This window comes from candidate division WOR-3 bacterium (genome assembly GCA_039802005.1).
Classification (GTDB): domain Bacteria; phylum Hydrothermota; class Tepidihabitantia; order SM23-42; family JAOAFX01; genus JAOAFX01.
The window spans coordinates 1-20,940 of record JBDRVV010000027.1 but is presented as its reverse complement, the minus strand read 5'-3'; the positions used below and the strand labels follow the sequence as shown (position 1 = coordinate 20,940).

The 20,940-nt window shown below is 36.7% G+C and carries 21 protein-coding genes; all 21 read right to left on the bottom strand.

The genetic code is table 11. From position 1 onward, the window contains the following. Positions 1-31: 31 nt before the first annotated feature. Positions 32-952 carry a thioredoxin-disulfide reductase gene (trxB, locus tag ABIL69_09005; GenBank protein MEO0124124.1) on the bottom strand — a complete coding sequence of 307 codons (921 nt, stop codon included), beginning with the start codon at positions 950-952 and terminating at the stop codon, positions 32-34. 44 nt (positions 953-996) lie between these two features. Continuing rightward, a complete protein-coding gene (gene ftsZ, locus ABIL69_09000; protein MEO0124123.1) occupies positions 997-2,109 on the bottom strand; it encodes a cell division protein FtsZ in 1,113 nt (370 codons plus the stop codon). An 11-nt stretch (positions 2,110-2,120) separates the two neighbouring features. Continuing rightward, on the bottom strand, positions 2,121-3,353 hold the full coding sequence (ftsA, locus tag ABIL69_08995) for a cell division protein FtsA (protein ID MEO0124122.1): 1,233 nt from the start codon (positions 3,351-3,353) through the stop codon (positions 2,121-2,123). Between the two features lie 62 nt (positions 3,354-3,415). Beyond that, positions 3,416-3,715 (bottom strand): hypothetical protein, encoded by a 300-nt coding sequence (locus ABIL69_08990; GenBank protein ID MEO0124121.1) that lies wholly within the window; start codon positions 3,713-3,715, stop codon positions 3,416-3,418. Then, a complete protein-coding gene (gene murB / locus ABIL69_08985; protein ID MEO0124120.1) occupies positions 3,712-4,596 on the bottom strand; it encodes a UDP-N-acetylmuramate dehydrogenase in 885 nt (294 codons plus the stop codon). Before murB ends, ABIL69_08990 begins: the two co-directional genes overlap by 4 nt. Continuing rightward, complete coding sequence (gene murC, locus ABIL69_08980; GenBank protein ID MEO0124119.1) at positions 4,593-5,966, bottom strand: UDP-N-acetylmuramate--L-alanine ligase; 1,374 nt, start codon at positions 5,964-5,966, stop codon at positions 4,593-4,595. The genes murB and murC overlap by 4 nt, the downstream gene beginning before the upstream one ends. Beyond that, positions 5,963-6,994, bottom strand: coding sequence for a glycosyltransferase (locus ABIL69_08975; protein MEO0124118.1), 1,032 nt, complete (start codon positions 6,992-6,994; stop codon positions 5,963-5,965). Before ABIL69_08975 ends, murC begins: the two co-directional genes overlap by 4 nt. A 4-nt stretch (positions 6,995-6,998) precedes the next feature. Then, positions 6,999-8,060, bottom strand: coding sequence for an FtsW/RodA/SpoVE family cell cycle protein (locus ABIL69_08970; GenBank protein ID MEO0124117.1), 1,062 nt, complete (start codon positions 8,058-8,060; stop codon positions 6,999-7,001). Next, complete coding sequence (gene murD, locus ABIL69_08965; protein MEO0124116.1) at positions 8,041-9,342, bottom strand: UDP-N-acetylmuramoyl-L-alanine--D-glutamate ligase; 1,302 nt, start codon at positions 9,340-9,342, stop codon at positions 8,041-8,043. Before murD ends, ABIL69_08970 begins: the two co-directional genes overlap by 20 nt. Next, positions 9,339-10,424 carry a phospho-N-acetylmuramoyl-pentapeptide-transferase gene (gene mraY, locus ABIL69_08960; protein MEO0124115.1) on the bottom strand — a complete coding sequence of 362 codons (1,086 nt, stop codon included), beginning with the start codon at positions 10,422-10,424 and terminating at the stop codon, positions 9,339-9,341. The genes murD and mraY overlap by 4 nt, the downstream gene beginning before the upstream one ends. Continuing rightward, positions 10,425-11,702 carry a UDP-N-acetylmuramoyl-tripeptide--D-alanyl-D-alanine ligase gene (gene murF, locus ABIL69_08955; protein ID MEO0124114.1) on the bottom strand — a complete coding sequence of 426 codons (1,278 nt, stop codon included), beginning with the start codon at positions 11,700-11,702 and terminating at the stop codon, positions 10,425-10,427. Then, on the bottom strand, positions 11,692-13,125 hold the full coding sequence (locus tag ABIL69_08950; GenBank protein MEO0124113.1) for a UDP-N-acetylmuramoyl-L-alanyl-D-glutamate--2,6-diaminopimelate ligase: 1,434 nt from the start codon (positions 13,123-13,125) through the stop codon (positions 11,692-11,694). Before ABIL69_08950 ends, murF begins: the two co-directional genes overlap by 11 nt. Continuing rightward, complete coding sequence (locus ABIL69_08945; protein MEO0124112.1) at positions 13,112-14,737, bottom strand: penicillin-binding protein 2; 1,626 nt, start codon at positions 14,735-14,737, stop codon at positions 13,112-13,114. Before ABIL69_08945 ends, ABIL69_08950 begins: the two co-directional genes overlap by 14 nt. Beyond that, positions 14,734-14,985, bottom strand: coding sequence for a cell division protein FtsL (gene ftsL / locus ABIL69_08940; GenBank protein ID MEO0124111.1), 252 nt, complete (start codon positions 14,983-14,985; stop codon positions 14,734-14,736). Before ftsL ends, ABIL69_08945 begins: the two co-directional genes overlap by 4 nt. Beyond that, on the bottom strand, positions 14,970-15,800 hold the full coding sequence (gene rsmH / locus ABIL69_08935; protein MEO0124110.1) for a 16S rRNA (cytosine(1402)-N(4))-methyltransferase RsmH: 831 nt from the start codon (positions 15,798-15,800) through the stop codon (positions 14,970-14,972). The genes ftsL and rsmH overlap by 16 nt, the downstream gene beginning before the upstream one ends. Before the next feature lie 56 nt (positions 15,801-15,856). Continuing rightward, positions 15,857-16,198 carry an STAS domain-containing protein gene (locus ABIL69_08930; GenBank protein ID MEO0124109.1) on the bottom strand — a complete coding sequence of 114 codons (342 nt, stop codon included), beginning with the start codon at positions 16,196-16,198 and terminating at the stop codon, positions 15,857-15,859. Next, a complete protein-coding gene (locus ABIL69_08925; protein ID MEO0124108.1) occupies positions 16,179-16,658 on the bottom strand; it encodes a division/cell wall cluster transcriptional repressor MraZ in 480 nt (159 codons plus the stop codon). Before ABIL69_08925 ends, ABIL69_08930 begins: the two co-directional genes overlap by 20 nt. 196 nt (positions 16,659-16,854) lie before the next feature. Then, on the bottom strand, positions 16,855-18,087 hold the full coding sequence (locus tag ABIL69_08920) for a peptidylprolyl isomerase (GenBank protein ID MEO0124107.1): 1,233 nt from the start codon (positions 18,085-18,087) through the stop codon (positions 16,855-16,857). Beyond that, a complete protein-coding gene (locus ABIL69_08915; protein ID MEO0124106.1) occupies positions 18,084-18,950 on the bottom strand; it encodes a hypothetical protein in 867 nt (288 codons plus the stop codon). The genes ABIL69_08920 and ABIL69_08915 overlap by 4 nt, the downstream gene beginning before the upstream one ends. Then, complete coding sequence (locus ABIL69_08910; GenBank protein MEO0124105.1) at positions 18,947-20,236, bottom strand: peptidyl-prolyl cis-trans isomerase; 1,290 nt, start codon at positions 20,234-20,236, stop codon at positions 18,947-18,949. Before ABIL69_08910 ends, ABIL69_08915 begins: the two co-directional genes overlap by 4 nt. A gap of 106 nt (positions 20,237-20,342) precedes the next feature. After that, positions 20,343-20,940: T9SS type A sorting domain-containing protein (locus tag ABIL69_08905; GenBank protein MEO0124104.1), on the bottom strand; the 598-nt coding region annotated here is incomplete at its 5' end.

The following is a 20,940-nucleotide window of genomic DNA, read 5'->3' as shown; positions in this document are numbered from 1 at the left end:
TTAAATCAATAACAATCTTTGTTAATTCCAGTTACCTTTCAAGATAATGGTGGGCATTGATTGCTGCCTGAGCACCCTCACTGCAGGCTACAACGACCTGACGAATTCTCTTTGCCCTTACATCGCCTACTGCAAAAATACCAGGTATTGATGTTTCATAATTTTCATCGGTAATAATAAAGCCCTGCTCATCGGTTTTCAAAAAATCTTTTATAAATTGCGAATTGGGTATCAAACCAACATAAATAAATAAGCCACCTACCTTTATATTCAACACTTCGCCGGTTGATCTATTCTTAACCTTTATTGACTCCACACGCATTTCGCCGTCAATACTTAATACCTCATAGCCAAGCAGAAATTTTACATTTTCAGTATTGGCAAAATAATCATAGAGAATCTTATCACCGGTAATTTTGGGCAAAATTTCAATAAATGTAATGGAACGAACAAATTTTAAAAGAAAACGCCCTTCCTGAAGACCGGAATTTCCGCAGCCGATGATTGCAATATCCTGTTTTTTGAAAAGAGGACCATCGCAGGTTGCACAATAACTAACACCTCTGCCCAAAAATCTTTCTTCACCCGGCACATTCAATCGGCGAGGAGATGAACCTGTTGCGATGATAATAGTCCGTGATAAAATTTCGGCTTTATCTAAATAAATATGGAATATCCCATCCTCTTTTTTTATACCCTTTACTTCTCCATTCATTATTTCCGCACCAAAACGCTGACACTGCCTTTTAATCATATCGCCGAGTTGGCTACCGGTTATACCGTCAGGAAATCCTGGATAGTTCTCAATCAAATCCGTGGTCGTCATAATACCGCCCGCAATACCTTTTTCAATTAATATAGTACTCATTCCTGATCTGGCTCCATAAATACCTGCCGTCAAACCTGCCGGACCTGCTCCTACAATTAATAAATCGTAGATTTTATTACTCATAATTCAACCCCATAAAAATGGAAAATTTAAATCTTTTTGTACTCTTAATCCACCTGCCTTCTTAAAAAGGTCGGTATATCAAGGTCATTAGGATTATACGCCTTTTCCTTGGTTTCCTTTTTGGTCTCGCGACGTTTAAAAGTTGGCCAATCAAGATTTTCAGCACGTATTCCAACATCAATCTTTGATTCAGAAATTTCTTCGGTAATGCCCGTTGCAACAACAAGTATTTGAACTTTGTTATTCATATTCTCATCAACCACAAGCCCAATTTTAGCGTTAACATCAGCATTATTTACTGCACCCATAATAAGATTTGCTGCTTCAGTAACCTCTTTCATCTTAACATCAGAACCACTAATGTTTATCAAAATGCCCCTTGCACTGCTAATTGAAATATTATCAAGTAGTGGTGAAGAAATTGCAGCCTGTGCAGCCTGGGTTGCACGATTTTCACCCTCACTTATACCAAGTCCGAGGATTGCTTTACCTTTCTCAGTCATTACTGCACGAACATCCGCAAAATCAAGGTTCATTATACCGGGTTTTGTTATCAATTCTGCAATGCCTTTTATTGCATTAAAGAGTACAATATTTCCAGCCTTCAATGTATCAACCGCATTCTGATCCTGGGGAAAAACCATATTTATCTTATCATTAGGTATACAAATCAATGTATCAACAACTTCACCGAGTTCCTCTATACCTCTCTCTGCTATCTTCAACTTTCTTGGTGCTTCGTGGCTCCAGGGTTTGGTAACTACTGCGATGACGAGAGCACCGGCGTCTTTTGCTTCTTTAGCAATTACCGGTGACGCGCCTGTTCCGGTTCCGCCACCTTCTCCACAGGCAATGAATACCATATCTGCGTCTTTAACAACATTCTTTATTTCTTCGCGTGATTCCTCTGCTGCTTTACGTCCCGTTTCCGGATCACCACCTGCCCCAAGTCCCCGGGTCAGATTTATTCCAATCTGAATTTTTTCAGAAGCCTGACAATAATATTGGAGATGCTGGGCATCCGTATTAACAGCCACCAGTTCAACACCCTCAATACCGAAGGCATGGGCAAAACTTACAGTATTGCACCCAGCCCCACCAACACCGATGAGTTTTATTTTAGCACAAAATTTTGGCTCTTGGACTAAACCTAACATAATACCTCCTTTCAAAAATATTTGTTAAACAGGTCCTCAAACCTTTTTTTAATTGCCTCAATGATACTCATACCTTTTTCGCGCTGAATGAGTGAGACATTCTTCTTTTCAAAACCATAGAGTATCAGCCCGACACCGGTGGCGTAAATTGGGTCAAGAATGATATCGGTAAGACCGCCGATCTTTCTTGGTATTCCAATCTTAACCGGTAGATTGAAAATTTCTTCAGCAAATCGGTCAAGACTGCCAAGTCTTGCCGTGCCTCCTGTAATGACAACACCTGCACCAAGGACATCAGAAAATCCACTCTTTTTAATCTCACGATTTGCAATCATTAGAATTTCTTCTACTCGCGGACTAATAATATTATACAATGTTTCTTTGGTTATAACCCTATCCTCTCGTCCACCGATGCCAGGCACTTTTATTTCTTCCTGTTTTTCTTCTTCTCTTAATGTCAGTGTTGCATATTTTTTCTTTATTGCTTCAGCCTGATTGTGGGGAGTTCTTATTCCTATTGCGATATCATTCGTGATATACTCACCCCCTAAAGGAATTACCTGTGAATAGCGGATTGAACCATCATAGAATATCGCCAGGTCAGTAGTTCCGCCGCCAATATCAAGCAAACATACACCCAAGTCAAGTTCATCAGGCTGGAGCACAGCATATGAAGATGCCAGTGGCTGTAGTACGAGGTCTTTAACCTTCAATCCCGCACGATGGAGTGCAGTATAAATATTCTGTGCCGAAGCAATCGCGGCGGTTACAATATGCACTTCCGCCTCAAGTTTTACACCACTCATTCCGATAGGATCCTTTATTCCTCTTTCATTATCTACAATATATTCAATGGGAATTGCGTGAATTATCTCGCGGTCCATCGGCAGAATTATTGCCTTTGCCTGCTCGATGACCCGTTCAATATCACGCTTGGTGATTATTCCCCCGGTTCTTGATGTGGCAATCATTGCGTGTGCATTAATACTCTCAATGTGAGAACCTGAGATACCAGCATAACAAGAGTCAACCTTAACACCCGCCATTTTTGAAGCCTCTTCAATTGCCTTCTTAATTGATGTTATTGCCTTTTCTAAGTTTACGATAACGCCCCTTTTCATACCATAGGATGGTGTTGAACCAACCCCCACTATCTTCAATTCATTGTCTTCAACCTCAGCAATGATTGCCGCCACCTTAGTTGTACCCAAATCAACGCCTACGATTCTATCTTTTTTTGCCATGCACACCTCCTGGGGTGCCCAATAAACAAGTTTTTTATATTAAAAATATTTTAAAAAACATACTACCTCACTATTATTTCTCTTCTAAATCGCATATCAACAACTGTATAACCACTGATTGTATCCAATCGCAGAATATTTATTAACTCTCTTTTCCTATTCAAATCATTCAACCCGAGTATAAATTTCTTTCCTTCGTATTCAATTATGCCTTCGGTCTCAGAAATTATACGTGCCTCGGGAATCACCTCATTGAGAGTTATATATTTATTTTTTTTGTTTACGTGCGATGCCAGAAATAGGTGCACTATAAAGAAAATAAATAAAATCGATATTACTATTATAATCACAGATTTAATCATTTTATAATCCTCACCTCGGGCTCAAGTTCAACACCCTTTATTTCCTTCACCTTCTTTTTCACAATCCTTACGAGTTTTAACACATCTTTCGCCTTTGCCCTGCCCAGATTAATGATAAAATTAGCATGTTTTTTACTGATTGTAGCATCACCAACCCGGAATCCTTTCAAGCCACACTCTTCTATTAACTTTCCTGCACTCAGGGGCCTTGGATTCTTAAAAAACGAACCGGCTGATAATCCCCTGGGTTGTCTTTGCCAGCGCATTCGCAAAATTTCTGCAATCCTTCTTTTTATAATTTTTTTCTCAGCCTTTTTTAATTTAAATTCGGATTCAATAATAATAGCATTATCAGGAATGTTGGAGAACCGATAATCAAATTTAATCTTATCGCGATTTATCATTTTAATTTCTCCCTTCAAATCAAGCAAAGTCACCCGGCTAAGAATCTCGGAAATAGCCTTTCCAAATGCACCAGCATTTCCTTTTACCGCACCACCAATTGAACCTGGAATACCAGCAAGAAATTCCATACCACCATATCCCGATTCAACTGCTCTATTTATAAAATTTTTTATTAATACACCTCCTCCGCATAAAAAGATATTTTTTGTTCTTTTTATCTTTCTGAATTCACCCATAAGCTTAATAATGACACCATTATAACCTTCATCTGGAAATAATATATTAGTTCCTTCACCAATAACCAAAAATTTTAATCGCCGTTTTTTTATAAACTCCAATGTCTCTAACAATGCCTTTTTATTATAAACCTTTATTAAATAACGAACTTTGCCCCCAATGCGTAATGAACAATAATCCTTAAGTGGCTCATTTTTGAAAACTTTTATTCCTCTCATTCCTTTCAAGATTCTCTTCATGCCAATTCCTTTAATAACAAAGGTATAATACGATTAATATCACCAGCACCCTGCACAACAATGATATCTCCGGGCTGGGCAATCTGTTTTAAATAATTTACAATCCTGCCAAAGGAATCAATAAAATATACATTTTCTTGTTCTTTACCTATTCTACGTGCAAGGGCTTCACCATTGATTCCCGGAATTGGTATTTCATGAGCAGAATATATCTCAGTCACGATTACAATATTTGCAAATATAAACGCCCTGCTGAACTGGTCAAACAGATAATATGTTCTTGTATAACGATGGGGTTGAAATACAGAAATTATTCTTTTATCCGGGAAATATTCCTTAAGTGTCTGAAGTGTCACACTTATTTCAGTTGGATGATGTCCATAATCCTCAAATATCATAACCCGATTAACTTTTCCACGAAGTTCTATTCTTCTATGAACACCTTTGAATTTTTTCAGGGCATTTTTAATTTTTGGAACTTCAATCCCTAATTCCAAGCCAACGCCAATAGATGCAAGACTATTTACAACATTATGCCTGCCGGGAACATTAATTTCAAAAATTCCAAGAAACTTATCATTCCAGGAAACCTTAAAACTTGTGCCAAAATTAACCCTCTCAAGGTCGTACGCCCGTAAATGGGCAACTTCATTAAATCCGTACAAAATTACTCTTCTTTTTACACGACTCCTGATGTTCAAATTACTCGGTGAATCAGCACATAAAAATACACAACCCCAGAATGGTACATGATTTGCGAAATACACAAAATTATCTTCTATTTCTCTTAAATCTTTATAATATTCTAAGTGTTCTGGCTCAATATTGGTTATAACTGCATACGCGGGCATAAGCCGTAGAAAAGATTTATCAGATTCATCTGCCTCACACACCAGATAGTCGCCTCTTCCATACCTTGCCTGACTTTTTCCTTTTACAATGCCACCAATGACCGTTGTTGGTTTTAAACCGGCCCTCTCTAAAACCTCACCCACCATAGATGAAGTTGTAGTTTTTCCGTGCGTTCCAGAAATACAGATTGAGTTTTTAATCCTCGTCAATTCAGCAAGAAGTTCACTTCTGTGTATTACCGGAATATCTAACCTCCTCGCCTCCACGATTTCGCAATTATCTTCTTTTATTGCTGTTGAGTAAACAATTACATCTGCTCCTTTTATATTTTCTTTTCTGTGTCCCAATTTAACCTTTATTCCCGATTTCTTTAACCCATCAATTACCGTTGAACGTTTAATATCAGAACCCGATATTTTAAATCCAAGATTTTGGCATATTAATGCCAGCCCGCTCATACCGATACCGCCTATTCCGACAAAATGGATATGGCTTGTCCTTCCTAAAATCTTTTTCATCTCAACTCCTGGAGCACGGTATTAACAATAATTTTTTCGGCATCAAATATCATCTTAATTTCTTGCGTTGTATCGGTTTGTCTTATTTGTAACAAATTATTCACCATTTCAAAAAGATTTTTTTCATTGAGTTCTTTCTCCAGAATCATTTTTACATTTGGCATCTTCGCAAAAAATTCTGCGTTATAATATTGATGATTATCAACTGCGTATGGAAAAGGAATAAATATCACTGACTTTTTCATTGTTAAAAGTTCATAACCACTGAGGGCACCGGCACGGGAAATAACAACATCAGCCTGAGCAATTAAATTCCAGGGTTCTGTGGTGAAGGGAATAACTTCGGTTCTAAAATCCTTTTCTTTATTTACCCATTCAAAATCTCTCCTGCCACTGATTATAATTATCCGGTACTCTTGAGGTAATATCCGCTGGAATTTTATTGCAATTTCATTTAGTCTTTTTGCACCCTGGCTGCCGCCCATAAAGAGTATTGTCTTTTTCCCAGAGACATTTTTCGTGTTAACAGATCTTTTGAATTCCTGTCTTACGGGAATACCAGTAAATAAAATATTCCCTTTAAGTTTTTTAGCATTTGGCAATCCAACAAATACCTTTTTTGCAAATCTTGCAAACATTCTTGTCGTTCTACCCGGAATACAATTCGGGTCAAATAAGAAAAATTTCTGACGATTTATCATACAGGATAAAATCAGAGGCAGTGAACCAAATCCACCGAATGAAATACCCGCACAATTTTTTGTTATTTTGTTCAATAAGAGCACAGATTTAAAAATCGTCCACAGGGCAATTAATTTATTCCATATTGATTTGCCGAAATATGGCTTAGGTTCAATGTAAAAAGTTTTCAGACCATATTTGTGCGCCATCTCATCTTCAGGAAATCCTTTACGCACCAAAAATATTGTCTCTATATTGTTTTTCGTAAATTCCTCTGCCACAACCAGTGCCGGAAAATAATGTCCACCGGTTCCAATTCCTGATATAATTATAAGAAATTTACCCATTTCTCTACCTCATCCTTGATATCTGGAGAATCAGCCCCATTGAAAAAAGATTCGCACAGAGTGACCATCCACCATAAGAAATAAATGGAAGTGGGATACCGGTTGGCGGCAATAAACCTATACTTACCCCAACATGAATAAGAAAAATCACAAATATTGTAGTATTCAATCCCATAACAACAAGCCGCGCAAATTCATCATTCACAGACTGAGCAATTGATAGTCCCCTTAAAAATATTTCCCAGTAAAGAAGGAATATAATTAATGTCCCGATAAAACCCAATTCTTCAGCAATATGGGCAAAGATAAAGTCATTGTGAATGCGCGGCAGGAATAGAAATTTCTGTATTCCAGCACCGATACCCCTCCCCAATGGACCACCTCCCCCTATGGCAAGTAGTGACTGCTGTACCTGATATGTAGGATGTGATATAAAGCTGAATAACCTTACCCGGACATGAGGGAAGACAAACACCGCAATTATAAAAAGACATATTCCTATTAAAAAGATTGGTGTTAAAACCCTAATCTTTGCTTCACTATAAATTAACATACTTATCAAGGCTACAAAAGTAATGATTGCAACTGAAATTGATGGCTGAACTGCAACCAGAATTATTAATAGTAGGGGCAGAAAAGTTGCGACCAAAATTCCTCCCTTAGTATTTGCTGTATCAGGATGATTTGCGAAAAAGTTAGCAAGAAATAAAACAAGCCAAACCCTCACAAACTCTGATATTTGAATTCCAAACGAAGATATCAAAATACTGCGCTTTGCTCCATATTGAACCTTCCCTATAATAAGTGTAAATATTAAAACAAAAAGTATAAAAAAGAAAGTCGGTAATATCAATTTTCTCAATTTTTCGTAAGGGATAAACATTCCGGCGAAGAAAAATATGGTCGCAATCAAAAGCCTTTTGATATGCCCAATTAAATAATAAAGGGTATTTTCTCCTTCACGCATTGCCTGATAATAAGAAGAAGAAAATACAAAAACAGAACCAAGTAGTATTAGGATTATAAGGGTAATCAAAAGTGTATGGTCAATGTTTGAGGACGCCATTTTTAAATGCCTCTCCTCTTTCCTGAAAATCTCTAAAATGACCGAAGGATGCAAAACCAGGATTCAGCATTATAATTTCACCCTCACGGGCAAATTTTCTCGCACCGGCTATAGCCTCATCCATGTTTGTGGCAATAATGTAATTTTTATATTGTATATTATCAAAAAATTCGGCGATATCTTCTGCATTTTCACCAAGTATAACAACCGCCTTAGCATTATCGGCTAATAGTTTTAAATAATTTTCGCACCGATCTCCCTTTGCCCTTCCCCCAACAATAACAATTTTATTCCCGGGAACTGCCAGGAACGAAGCAATTGCGGATGCCTCGTTTGTGCTCATAGAATTGTTGATATAACGAATACCATTAATCACACCCATATCTTCAAGTCGATGAGGAAGGGACTTGAAATTTTTGATACCCATTTTTATATCTTCATTAGGAATATTCAATACCTTGGCAACAGCAATTGCCGCTAGTACATTCATCCGATTGTGGAATCCTAAAAGTGTTATCTCATCAGTATGGATTATCTCATCATTCTGAAAATGGAGCACACCATTTAACCATGCTCCATTATTGCATTTAGTTCCGAAAAATATGGTACGGGCACTTATTTCCCCCTGTATTGAACGGACTTTTTCATCATCATAATTCAATATCGCAAAATCTTCTTTGTTCTGATTCATAAAAATTCTTTTTTTGGCATTTATATATTCGTTTAAATCTTGGTGCCAGTTTAAATGGTCAACAGTGATATTTGTCAAAATGGCAATGCGCGGACGAAATTTTTTTATTCGCATCAACTGAAAAGAAGACATTTCAATGATATAATAATCATATGGTTTTTCAAACAGTGCTGAAGAAAAAGGTTTTCCCGGCGCAATATTCCCGCCCAAGAAATTCCTTATTCCTGCTTTGCTTAAGATACTGCTTATCAATGCAGCAGTTGTGCTTTTACCATTTGTTCCTGTAACAGCAATGACCTCTGGATTGACCAAATTATTGTAGGTAAATTCAGTTTCATCAATTATATCAAATCCTTTTGCACGAATATTCTGAAGAATTGGTTTAGAATCAGGGAAACCAGGTGAACATATAACAAGATCATAGTTTAAATCCTGATATTCCTTTACCCCACCGCTATCAATAAGCATCTTAGACTCTCCACTTAAACCGTTTAAATTCTCTTCGTAAATATATATTTCATCACCTCTTTCCAATAGAAATCGTGCTACATTAAGGTTAGCACGACCAAGTCCCAAAAGTAGTACCTTCATCTTATTTTCAATGTAGAAAGGGCAATCATCAAAAAGATTATGCCGACAATCCAAAAACGAACAACGATTTTCGGTTCAGCAAGTCCCTTTAATTCGTAATGGTGATGGAGTGGCGCCATCAAAAACAATCTTTTTCCTTTTGTTCTGCGGAAATAAATAATCTGGAGTAATACCGATATTACCTCAACAACAAACACTCCGCCGATGAAAACAAGCAAAAATTCCTGTTTGATTAAGATTGCTACTGTGCCCAGTATGGCACCAAGGCTGAGCGAACCGGTATCACCCATAAAAATCTGTGCAGGATATGCATTGAACCACAAAAAACCAAGTCCGGCTCCAACAATTGCAGCACAGAATACCGTTACCTCCCCACCATTCTTAATGAAAATTATATTGAGATAATTACTTATTCCAACGTGACCGCTCGCGTAAGATAACGCCGCATACGCCAATGCGCTGATCCCCAAAAGTCCAATTGCCAATCCATCAAGCCCGTCTGTCAGATTTACCCCATTTGATGTACCCACAGTAACCAATGCGACAAACAATGGATAAAATATTCCAAAATTTACTACATAATTTTTTAAGAACAATAGATTTGTCTTTGTCGCATATCCTTCCGGACCATAAAAGTATAAATATATACCAAGAGCGATGCCAAAAATAATTTGAAATAAAAGTTTTGCCTTTATAGATAGTCCCCTGGGCTTCTTTTTAAAAATTTTTATATAATCATCTACAAAACCAAGTGTCCCGAACCAGATTGTGGCGATTATCAAAATGATAATATTGGGATTACTCAGATCGGCAAATAAAAGAGTTGAAATTAAAAGTGCGATTAGAATGAGTAAACCACCCATTGATGGAGTTCCTTCTTTCGCCTTGTGATGTTTGGGTGTTTCTTCTCTTATTCTCTGAGTAATAGATTTATTCTTTAGGTAATTTGTGAAACGATTTCCCACCAGAAGAACAATCAATATCGCAAGGACTGCTGCATAGGCAGCACGGAATGTAATATAGCCGAACAATCTAAACGGACCAAAAACTTCTTTCAATGGATATAAAAGTAAGTAAAGCATTTATAATCTCCTCAATATCTTTTTTACAATTTCTTCAAATTTCATTGCCCTTGAAGCCTTGACGAGAATGACTTCATCACCCTTTAGAATTTTGAACAGGTAACCGACAAGTTCATCCTTGTCATCAAAATGCATACCACCATAAATTTTTGCCTGCGTACCAAAAGTCAGAAGGTTATCACACTGTTCTCTGGCGTAGATGCCAATTTCATTATGATATTTTTCTGTCTCATCTCCTAACTCAAGCATATCACCGAGTATTAAAATCTTCTTTCGTTTTAAATGACCAATAAAATCTATTGCTGATTTCATAGAAACCGGATTTGCATTATAAGTATCGTTAATTATGAGCAAGTTGTCTATTCTTATTGGTTCCATTCGCCCTTTCTCAGGTGCTATCTTCTTTATTGCGATTCTTTGATTTTCTGTGTCAATTCCTAATTCTTCTGTAACCCTGATTGCAATAAAACAATTATAAACATTATTTAAACCGAGAAGGGATGTGGAGAATTCAATGTTTTTGTAAACAAAGGATGAACCATATTCAGTTATTTTAAGCTCCTTTATATCATCAAAAGAAAATTGTAAAACATTGTTCTTTTTTATCTCATTTACACCCGGTCCAATAAAACCCTTCCCATTGGCGGGCAAAGATTCAATTAATGTAAGTTTTTCTTTTCTAATACCCTCAATCGATCCGAGTCCCTTAAGATGACCCGGGCCGATATTAGTAATTATTCCTATATGAGGATGGGCGATTTCACAAAGTCTTTTTATCTCTCCGGAATTACTCGTCCCCATTTCAAGAACCGCATAATCTTCATCACCAGAAATTTCAAAGAGCATTAATGGCAGCCCAATAAGGGAATTATAACTCTTCTTTGTCCATAGCACCTTAAATCTTGTAGACAATATACCGGCAATCAAATTTTTTACTGTAGTCTTTCCATTTGTACCGGTAATGGCAATGATTGGCAAATTAAAATTATTTCGGTAATAACGGGCAAGTTCGCCCAATGCAAAAAGGGTATCATTTACTAAAATTTCATTTGAAGTACCGGTTCTGTTCTGGACAACAATACCGACCGCACCTTTATTTAACGCCTCTTTTGTGTAATTATGGCCATCAGTATTTTCCCCCTTCAATGCAAAAAACAATTCACCGGGTTTGATTGTCCGTGAATCAATATTCACACCCCTGATTAATTCATTATTATTATTTTTATATCCACCGTGCATTATTTTCACTGCTTTGTCTAAAGTTATTTCATAATACATAATCTTTTAACCCTAAGATATTTTTCACGACTCTAACATCATCAAAGGGAATAACTCTATCCTTGAGGATTTGATACTCTTCATGACCCTTGCCCGCGATAACCAGGATGTCATCGGGATTCTTTATTTTGACCCCGTAAGCAATAGCCTCTTCCCGATCAGAAATGATTGTAAAATTATCACCTTTTATACCCGACACAATATCTTTAATAATATTTTCTGGATCCTCGGTTCGTGGATTATCTGAAGTAAGAATAACAAAATCGGCATTCTCACTTGCAATTCTGCCCATCTCCGGGCGTTTTTTCTGATCCCGATCTCCACCACATCCAAAAATTATTATCAACCTCCCCGATGTATATCTACGCAGAGACTTTAATAGATTTCCAATGGCAACTGGCGTATGGGCAAAATCAACAAAAATATTATCGTAGACACATTCCATTCTTCCCCTCACACCTTCAAGTGATTCTATGCCATTTTTGATTATATCAAAATCAAATCCGAATGCCACACCTGCTGCAAAACTTGCTAAAATATTATAGGCGTTAAAAGTTCCGATCAATTTTGAATTAATTTCATATTTTTTGTCGCGGTAAAAAACATTCATTTTCAAACCAGAAAGCGTATCACTGTTAATTTCACCTCTTATTGTTGAGTTTTTGTTTAATCCATAGTTCAAAGTATTTTTTATATTCAATTTTATTATATCCTCAGCAACCTGATCATCTTGATTATAGATCGCGTAACCATTGGGGTCTAAAAGATCAAAAAGATGTAGTTTTGTATTTTTATAATCTTCTATTGTTTTATGAAAATCAAGGTGGTCCTGTGAAAGATTGGTAAATATCGCAATATAGAACCTGAGTTCTTCTACCCTTTTCAATGCCAGAGCATGAGAAGAAACTTCCATAACAACACTCTTTGCACCGTCCTTTTGGAAGTTATCAATTAATTTGAATATCTCAAGGCTCTCTGGAGTCGTCCTGTCCGCCTTTATTTTATTTTTCCCAATGTAAAAAATTGTCCCTATCAAACCTGGTTCAAAGCCGGCTTTTTTCAATATTGAATGTATCAAAAATGTTGTGGTGGTTTTTCCATTGGTGCCTGTTACTCCAATAATTTTAATGGTTGGGAAATTGCCATAAAAATTTTTTGCAATCCTGCCCATATATTTTCTTGTATCATCAAAAACAATCTGAGGAAGCGGACTATCAACCTTTTCCTGAGTAGCAAGCGCAACGGCACCAAGTTCTTCCACCTGTTTTATAAATTTATGACCATCATATTTATTGCCTTTAAGCGCAATAAAAAGAGTGCCCGGTTTAACCCGTCGTGAATCAAATTCAAGTGATTCAATCTTGATATCTTTAAAATTATATATCCGACAGTTTAGTCCTGCCACAAGTTCACTTAATCGCATATTGTAAATTCGTTGCCTGACAAATGCTCTGGGCAACCTTTTTAAATAACGGAGCAACTATACTACCTGCCCACATTCCTTTTTTTGGTTCATCAATGAGAAGTGCAACAAGATATTCAGGTTCTTCAGCCGGGAAGTAGCCAATGAATGTCGTAATTATTGCAGAATCAGAATATTTCCCATCAACAACCTTTTGAGCAGTGCCGGTTTTTCCAGCGATTCTCATGCCATCAATCTTTGCCTCTATTCCACTACCATCTTCAACAACGCTGCATAATATATCAGTTACCTTACGGGCAATTTCTTCATCTATTACACGCCTAATTCTTAATGCCTTTGCTTGATAAGTTACGCGATTCTTATGCACAACCTTCTGGACAATAAAAGGCTTATTTAGAATACCCCCATTGGCAACTGCCTGGTATGCGAATGCTAACTGTAAAAGATTACAGGTTATTCCCTGTCCAAAAAGCAATGTAGCAAATTCAATATTATTCAATTTCTTTTCTTTCATTAATCTACCCCGTGCCTCACCTGGAAATTCTATGCCCGTAATCTGGGTAAAACCAAAATCTTTAATTAGAAGCAGAAAGTTTTCTTTATCAAAATTTCTTGAAAGTTCAGCCATCACAACATTACTGGAGTGAGCAATTGCCTGACGTAGGGTTAATGTGCCATAATTTTTAGAATCATTAATAGTATGTCCGTCAATCTTTATCTTACCCCCGTGAGTATTAAATTTTTCATTCTCTTTTATACCATTTTGCAGGGCATATACAAGTCCCAAGAGTTTGAATGTAGACCCCGGTTCAAACTCATCACAGATCACTAAATTTCTTTGTTTATTTTCTGAACAGATATTAACCATTGCAAGAATTTCACCTGTTTTGGGATTGATTATCAACCCTGCTGCGCCCTTTGCATCTTCTTTTTTCATACATTCTGATAAATTTGTATACAAGATTGTCTGCATTTGTAGATCAATTGTAAGATATATATCCTGTCCTGGAACTGGCTCTTTTTCTGGATATTTATAATATGGGAATATATCACCATTGGGTTCCTTTTGATAAACTATAAATCCGCTCTTGCCTGTAAGTATGTTATCAAATAACAATTCCAGCCCTTCTATACCCCGGTTATCTATACTACATTTTCCAATCAAACTACCGAATATCTCGGGCATATTATATATTCTGTTTAAATCATGGGTAAATCCAATGCTCGGGTCATCAAGTTTTAAATATTCATCCCGTTTTTTCATACTCACTTTTCTTTCTATCCAGAAAAATTTGTTTTTCGCAACCAGTGATTTAATTTCATTTAACGGACGTTCAGAAATCCCCGCAATTTCTTTAGCAAGTTTATTTTTATTTGGAGAATAAATCGGTGTGCAGAAAATTGAAAAACAAGGTTCGGAAAGTGCGACTGGCAAACTATTGCGATCATAGATATTGCCTCTTGTGCCACAAAATACTATTTTCTTTTGATGTTCACGCCTTGATACATCCTGGTAGTGTTTATATCTAATGCACTGGATAAAGAAAATATATCCGAAGAAAATAAACGAAACGAAAAATAGTAATGCGTTAAAAATTTTTATCTTTCTCATTTTATCACACCGAGTATGTCCTCTTTGGCAGGAAATATAAAATCTTGTTTTTTTGCCTCAATTTCAATCCGGGCGAGATTAGATAGAGAGGCTACTGTAGCCGTCAAATTGGCTTTCTCATTCTTTAATTCCTGAATCTGACTCTTCAAATTTTCCTTTCTAATGTTAAATTTTACCAATTCACTCTCAATATAAACAATTCCAAAAAGGTATAATACCGCAAGCAAAAAAATCAACAGGAAGCGCATTTTTCAACCACCCTCATCCGTGCACTTCTTGCCGAAGGATTTTCACGGATTTCTTCTAATTGAGGTCTTATTACTTTTTTGTTCAATCGCCTTATCAGATTTTTCCTTTCAAAATCACGGAATATATTCTTCACAATCCTGTCCTCACCCGAATGGTATGAAATTACAATCAATCGTCCCTCGGGGTAAAGGAAATTTATTGCCTTGATAAGCCCTTCTTTCAAATTTTTCAATTCTTCATTTGTCCAGATACGAAAGGCCTGAAATATCCGATGTAGGTTTTTCTTCAAAAATCTACTTGAAGTTTTTGTCTCTACTAATTTCCGCAAGTCCAATGTCGTATTCAGTCTATGGCGATTTTCAAATATAATTCGCGCCAACATTCCCGCGTTTGGTACATCACCATAAATTTTTAAAACATTAAATATCTCTTCTTTATTAGCAGCACGAAGCTTTCTATAGAGGGGTACCGAATCTGGAGACATCTGCATCAATAGCTTTCCATTGTGATTAAAACTGAAACCCCGCTCGGGCGTGGTAAGTTGATGAAGAGATGCACCAAGATCAAAAAGTATCCCATCCAATCCTTTGATATTTAACTCGTTAATTATTTTGTCTAAATTAGCAAAATTGCCTTCACGAAGGATGACCCTTTCTTTAAAATTACCCAACTTGGCACTGACAAAATCCAATGCCTCTGGGTCCTGGTCAATTCCAATGAAACGGGCATTATTTTTCTGTTTAAGCATCATAAAAAGATGCCCACCGCCTCCCACGGTGCAATCACAATAGACACCGTTTTCTTTTAATCTCATCCAGAAAATAACCTCGTTGACAAGGACCGGCTCGTGGAATTTATCCACATCAATCGTTATTGAAAACTCTTCAATGCTGCACGACGCGATGGATATATTTCAAATGGATAGAATCCATAGAGTCTAAGAATATTGTATAAATAGGGCGAAACATTAACGAGTTTAATATCACCACCATACTCTTTAAATTTCTTCTGGAACTCAATCAGATCGCCAACAATTTTGTAGTTTATATGGGTAACCCTTGAAAGATCGATGATAACATTAAATTCTCCTGACTCAATCATACTTTTTAATTTCTCTGCCATTGTCTCAAACTCCCCTTCGTTGATTTCACCGTTGGGGAGAAAGAATGAGACCTTTTTATTTTTTATTGCTTCAACGATTTGGACCTTCATCATACCTCCTTATTTTTTCAATGGTCTCTGCATCTTCAATATAGTGTTTATCTATTTGTTCTTTAATCTTCTGATAATTTTCTGGTGACCATAAGCTGAAATAATCAATCTCACCAACGACTATCACATCTTTTGTTATTCCTGAATACTCAAGCAAAAAATCAGGAATCAATATCCTGCCCTGCGCATCAAGATGGTCTTCTTTTATGCCAAAAGTAAAATGACGGCGATATCTTCTTGCCTGGACCTTATCCATTGAAAGCGATAATAACTCCCTATCTTCAAATTCCTGCCAGGTCTTCAATGCGTAAACAGCAATCTCGTTATCGTAACCCGGTGTCATAACAACTTTACCTTCAGACTCAGCAATCAAAACCGTTCTAAACTGGCTTGGAATAGCGAGCCTCTTTCGATCGTCAATTATATGTTTAAAAAATCCCCTGAATCTAATATTTCCCATTTTTCCCCATTTCACCCCATTTTACATATTATTTACAATTTGTCAAGGGGGAAAATGCACTATAAATAGCTAAAAACTACCGAAATTTCAGGATTTTTTTAGGATAACGCTATACCTCTTGAATTTTTCAATATTTACTATCAAAAATTAATAGAGTAGGGGAATTAAAGATATATAGTATGCTAACTACACTATATTAATAAAATATTTCCACAAATGTTTTGGATTCAATCTCTTCAATATAGTTACTATATAAATTTTGTAATTCTTGCCAGTAAAGGTATTGATATATCTGTTCCCTCATTTCATCAAAGCTCATCATTTTTTCAGGGATCTTTTCCCGTGCATAAAGTAAATGATAGCCGTCGGGTGTTAATATCGGTTCGCTTACATCTCCTGCTTCAAGATTTTTTATGACTTCGTCATAGGGCGGTGTGAATTGTTTAATAAAAAATTCTCCAATATCTGCCTCAGGAACAACTGAATAAATCTTAGCAAGGCTATCAAAATCCGCACCCTGCCTGACTTGATTCTTTATCTTCTCGGCAAGTTTCTCGTATCTCAATGTATCAGATTTTGTCGGTAAAACTTTAATCAATATCTGCCTTGCAAGAACCCAATCACTGCCTTTATTTAAAATTTCTACAATATGGTATCCAAATCGGGTTGGGAATGGCTGTGATATTACACCGGGTTTAAGAGAAAAAATCACCTTCTCAAATTCTTCAATCATTTCACCCTTTTTGACCCTTCCAAGCATTCCTCCATTCCGTTTTGAATTTTCATCCTCAGAAAATTCTCGGGCAACTGTAGCAAAATCAGCACCGCCCATTAATAATTGATAAATCTCAAATGCCCTTTCAAATCCCTTTTTTAAAGAATCCTCGCTGGGTCTTATTGCAAGTAAAATATGTGCAAGTTTAATTCTACCCGGAAGAACCGCAATGGAATCTTTATTTTCTTCATAAAATTTTTTAACCGCAATCGGTGAAACCATAATCTTCGCTGCCAGTTTTTTCTGGACTATCTGCTGCATTAAGATTTCTGTTCTTATACTATCTTCGTAATTCCTCTTCAATTCATCAATTGTAAAACCCTGAGATTCAAGTGCCTTATAAAAGTCTGCTTCGGAAGGGAATCTCTGTTTTACAAGTTCAAGCCTTTCCTGAACACGCTTTAAAACTTCCTCTCTTGAGACCGAAATCGATTCTTTTTCTGCCTGCATCAGCAAGAGTTTTCTTGAAACCAAACCATTTATTACATTGGTTCTTATCTCTTCATAACTGGAGAAATTTCTCTGCATAACAGGATCGGCTGAAATAAATGATGTATATTCATTAACTTCGCTTTCCAAGATAATATCATCATCGACTACCGCGACAATTCTGTCAGCAAGTGTTGATAATATGAAGAGCAGAAAGATACTCATTTCTTTAAAAGTTCTAAATCAGTAGTCACCTTATAAACGGTTTTAAGGCTGTCCAAAAATTTCTGGAAAAATTCCTGATATTTTTTTGAAATAAGGTAGTTGTAAATCTGCCCCTTTAACTCATCATTTAATTCAGCCTTTGCTAAAATTTTTTTCTTATCTAATAATTTTACAATCAAATAAGTCCCCTGAATATAAGCAATCGGTTCAGACACCTCATTCAATTTAAGATTGAAAATCACCTCCTCAGTTGCAAAATCCCCAATCCTGCCGCGTGGGAGATATTCTGTAACAATCCTTGGATTGTCAGGATTTTCCATTCTGGTTAAGGATCTTTCCTTTGCCAGTTTCATAAAATCAGCACCTGCCATTATTTCATTGTAGGTAACCATTGCGGTTTCATAACTGGGGAGGACAATCTGAGCAAGTTTCACGGCATATGTAAATTCTTCCTGATGTGTTGTAAAATAGTTGAGAATCTCCATATCACCTACTGTTGTGCCACCAAATGAACGACGGATCAATGCCATTGCCATTAGATTTTTTGTGTATTGTTCAACAAGCAATCTGACCGAATCTTCCTTATCAATCCCCTTCTTCTTTGCCTCAAGATAAAGTATTTCCTGATTCGCCCAATTGTTTAAAATCTCGGTAATTGTCTCTTCGGGTAGATTTTTGTATTCAGACTCAGGTATATATTTCTGAAATTCTTCGAGAGTGAGTACCGAGCCATTTACTCTAACCAAAACATTTTTTTCTTTTTTAGCACAATTTGAAATCGCAATGGTCATTATGGCAATAAGGAAAAACATAAATATGGAAAAATATTTACAATTTTTAACGGGTTTTTTAAAAAAGTTCATTTTTTCTCTCCTTTCAATAACATTGCATAAACCTTTTTATTTAATTGTGGTTGATATTTTTCTCTTAGATTTGTAAACAGGCTGTCCCTCAATTGACTGATTTTATCATCACGGAGTTTAGCAAAAATTTGAGCATACACTTCATTCAACTTTTTGTCGGGATAGTCTGCTTTATGTTGATTAAAATAAGCAACCACACTCTGGGAATCAACCCTTACTTTTTCCAGAACATTGTCCGAATAATATTTCTGATAAATGAGGGCATTCAAGGCTTTTTTTAATTCGTGGTTTACCTTCGGTAATTTCTCGGCTCTCTCCTTTATAGCCAGGTCATAAACAAGGTCAGGAACAAGTTCTCTTTCAATCAAAAATTTGGGGTCAATGTCAGGTGCCCTTTTTAAATGCAACTGAACTGCATTGATTAGCGTTTTAACCCTTACAAAATTTGTATCATATTTTTTCACTACCCATTCATTCAATTCATTTTCAGTCAATGTTGACTCTGGCTTCAACAATAAATCGAGCCCCTTCTGATTATATTCTATCTTTGCCTGTTTAATAATCTTATCAACAAATTTCTCACCTGCATCCATTACCTTTTGTCGAAATAAATTATCTTTAATATTTTGCTTAACATCTCCATATTTTGGTGAATCCAATTTCTTACGCTCTATCACTTTTAAAAAATAAATGTAATCACCTATATTTATAGGGCCTGCAACATTTCCCACCTTTGTCCTTTTTAATATTTTTAGCACCTCGGGTGGTATTGAAAATTCAGAGTTCATTCCTATATCTCCACCCGGACTTATTGTATCAAGAGAATACACAAGCAAGGACTCAAAAGGAATTCCTTTTTTCAATTCCTTTTTGATAAATTGAGCGAGTGAATCATTATCAACTACGATCTCAGCAAGGTGGTACTGGCTGGTTAATTTCTCATATAAACTTCTAATTTCACTATCTTTAACCTTTATCTTATCAATAACCTTAATTTGATAATAACTACGAATAATTATATCCCTTCCATTCGTTTCCATTGAAGCCTTTACCACCGGGTCATCAGCGTAACTCTGTGATTTTGCCTCCATAATCGCCATCTGTTGGTTTATAAAATCATCTATTACCTTGACCCTGCGTAATGAATCATCATTGGGTGAAAATTGATAGAAATCATTAAGGTCCTTTACTGTAAATTTTTCATTATTGAAAGTCACCAATACATCATCACTGGCACAAGCAATAATAAAAAAAATAACCGGCACAATCCAAATTATTCTTCGCATTTTACCTCCACTCTGATATTATACGCAAAAACTGGTTCAAGTCAAGCAAAATAAAAAGCCGGGTCAGGATTTTTTCCTGACCCGGCAATCGCTATCTTTAATTCCCTTACTTCACCAGTATCACCTTCTCTACCACCGACCGCGAACCCGCCTCAATACCCACAAAATAAACACCATTCGCAAACCGACTAAGATCAAGACTAACCACACCATCACCACTCAAATTCCGCCAACTACACTCATCAACCTTACGACCCATCACATCATAAACCGCAACCCTAAGACCACCATCATAACCCTTATACGCAAGATTCAACCGACCATCCGACACCAAAGGATAAAGCCTAACCCCAAAAGATACCTCACCACCCTCACGCTCCTTCACTCCAGTCCAGTTCCAATAACGATTATACGCCGTATCCGCATTCGCCTGCAAATCCGCTAAATTCGTACCACCTAATATCGCAAACGCAACAACCTTACTCTCACCCGGCGCCAAGGTAAACGGACCCGCTGAATTACACGTAGAAAAATCATTCGCACTACCCGACGGACTCGTTATCGTACCATCCATAAACTGTATCTGGATATTGTCCGGCAAACCATTATAAGGCCAAACATACGTCTGATTGTTGATGATCGCTAAATTCTTCGCCGGCACCGTCCGCGGCGGATCCAATATCTCAACCCCAACATACGGATAC

Coding starts and splice junctions, on each gene's coding strand:
- trxB (MEO0124124.1), bottom strand. CDS start 952: ATGAGTAATAAAATCTACGATTTATTAATTGTAGGAGCAGGTCCGGCA.
- ftsZ (MEO0124123.1), bottom strand. CDS start 2,109: ATGTTAGGTTTAGTCCAAGAGCCAAAATTTTGTGCTAAAATAAAACTC.
- ftsA (MEO0124122.1), bottom strand. CDS start 3,353: ATGGCAAAAAAAGATAGAATCGTAGGCGTTGATTTGGGTACAACTAAG.
- ABIL69_08990 (MEO0124121.1), bottom strand. CDS start 3,715: ATGATTAAATCTGTGATTATAATAGTAATATCGATTTTATTTATTTTC.
- murB (MEO0124120.1), bottom strand. CDS start 4,596: ATGAAGAGAATCTTGAAAGGAATGAGAGGAATAAAAGTTTTCAAAAAT.
- murC (MEO0124119.1), bottom strand. CDS start 5,966: ATGAAAAAGATTTTAGGAAGGACAAGCCATATCCATTTTGTCGGAATA.
- ABIL69_08975 (MEO0124118.1), bottom strand. CDS start 6,994: ATGGGTAAATTTCTTATAATTATATCAGGAATTGGAACCGGTGGACAT.
- ABIL69_08970 (MEO0124117.1), bottom strand. CDS start 8,060: ATGGCGTCCTCAAACATTGACCATACACTTTTGATTACCCTTATAATC.
- murD (MEO0124116.1), bottom strand. CDS start 9,342: ATGAAGGTACTACTTTTGGGACTTGGTCGTGCTAACCTTAATGTAGCA.
- mraY (MEO0124115.1), bottom strand. CDS start 10,424: ATGCTTTACTTACTTTTATATCCATTGAAAGAAGTTTTTGGTCCGTTT.
- murF (MEO0124114.1), bottom strand. CDS start 11,702: ATGTATTATGAAATAACTTTAGACAAAGCAGTGAAAATAATGCACGGT.
- ABIL69_08950 (MEO0124113.1), bottom strand. CDS start 13,125: ATGCGATTAAGTGAACTTGTGGCAGGACTAAACTGTCGGATATATAAT.
- ABIL69_08945 (MEO0124112.1), bottom strand. CDS start 14,737: ATGAGAAAGATAAAAATTTTTAACGCATTACTATTTTTCGTTTCGTTT.
- ftsL (MEO0124111.1), bottom strand. CDS start 14,985: ATGCGCTTCCTGTTGATTTTTTTGCTTGCGGTATTATACCTTTTTGGA.
- rsmH (MEO0124110.1), bottom strand. CDS start 15,800: ATGAGATTAAAAGAAAACGGTGTCTATTGTGATTGCACCGTGGGAGGC.
- ABIL69_08930 (MEO0124109.1), bottom strand. CDS start 16,198: ATGAAGGTCCAAATCGTTGAAGCAATAAAAAATAAAAAGGTCTCATTC.
- ABIL69_08925 (MEO0124108.1), bottom strand. CDS start 16,658: ATGGGAAATATTAGATTCAGGGGATTTTTTAAACATATAATTGACGAT.
- ABIL69_08920 (MEO0124107.1), bottom strand. CDS start 18,087: ATGAGTATCTTTCTGCTCTTCATATTATCAACACTTGCTGACAGAATT.
- ABIL69_08915 (MEO0124106.1), bottom strand. CDS start 18,950: ATGAACTTTTTTAAAAAACCCGTTAAAAATTGTAAATATTTTTCCATA.
- ABIL69_08910 (MEO0124105.1), bottom strand. CDS start 20,236: ATGCGAAGAATAATTTGGATTGTGCCGGTTATTTTTTTTATTATTGCT.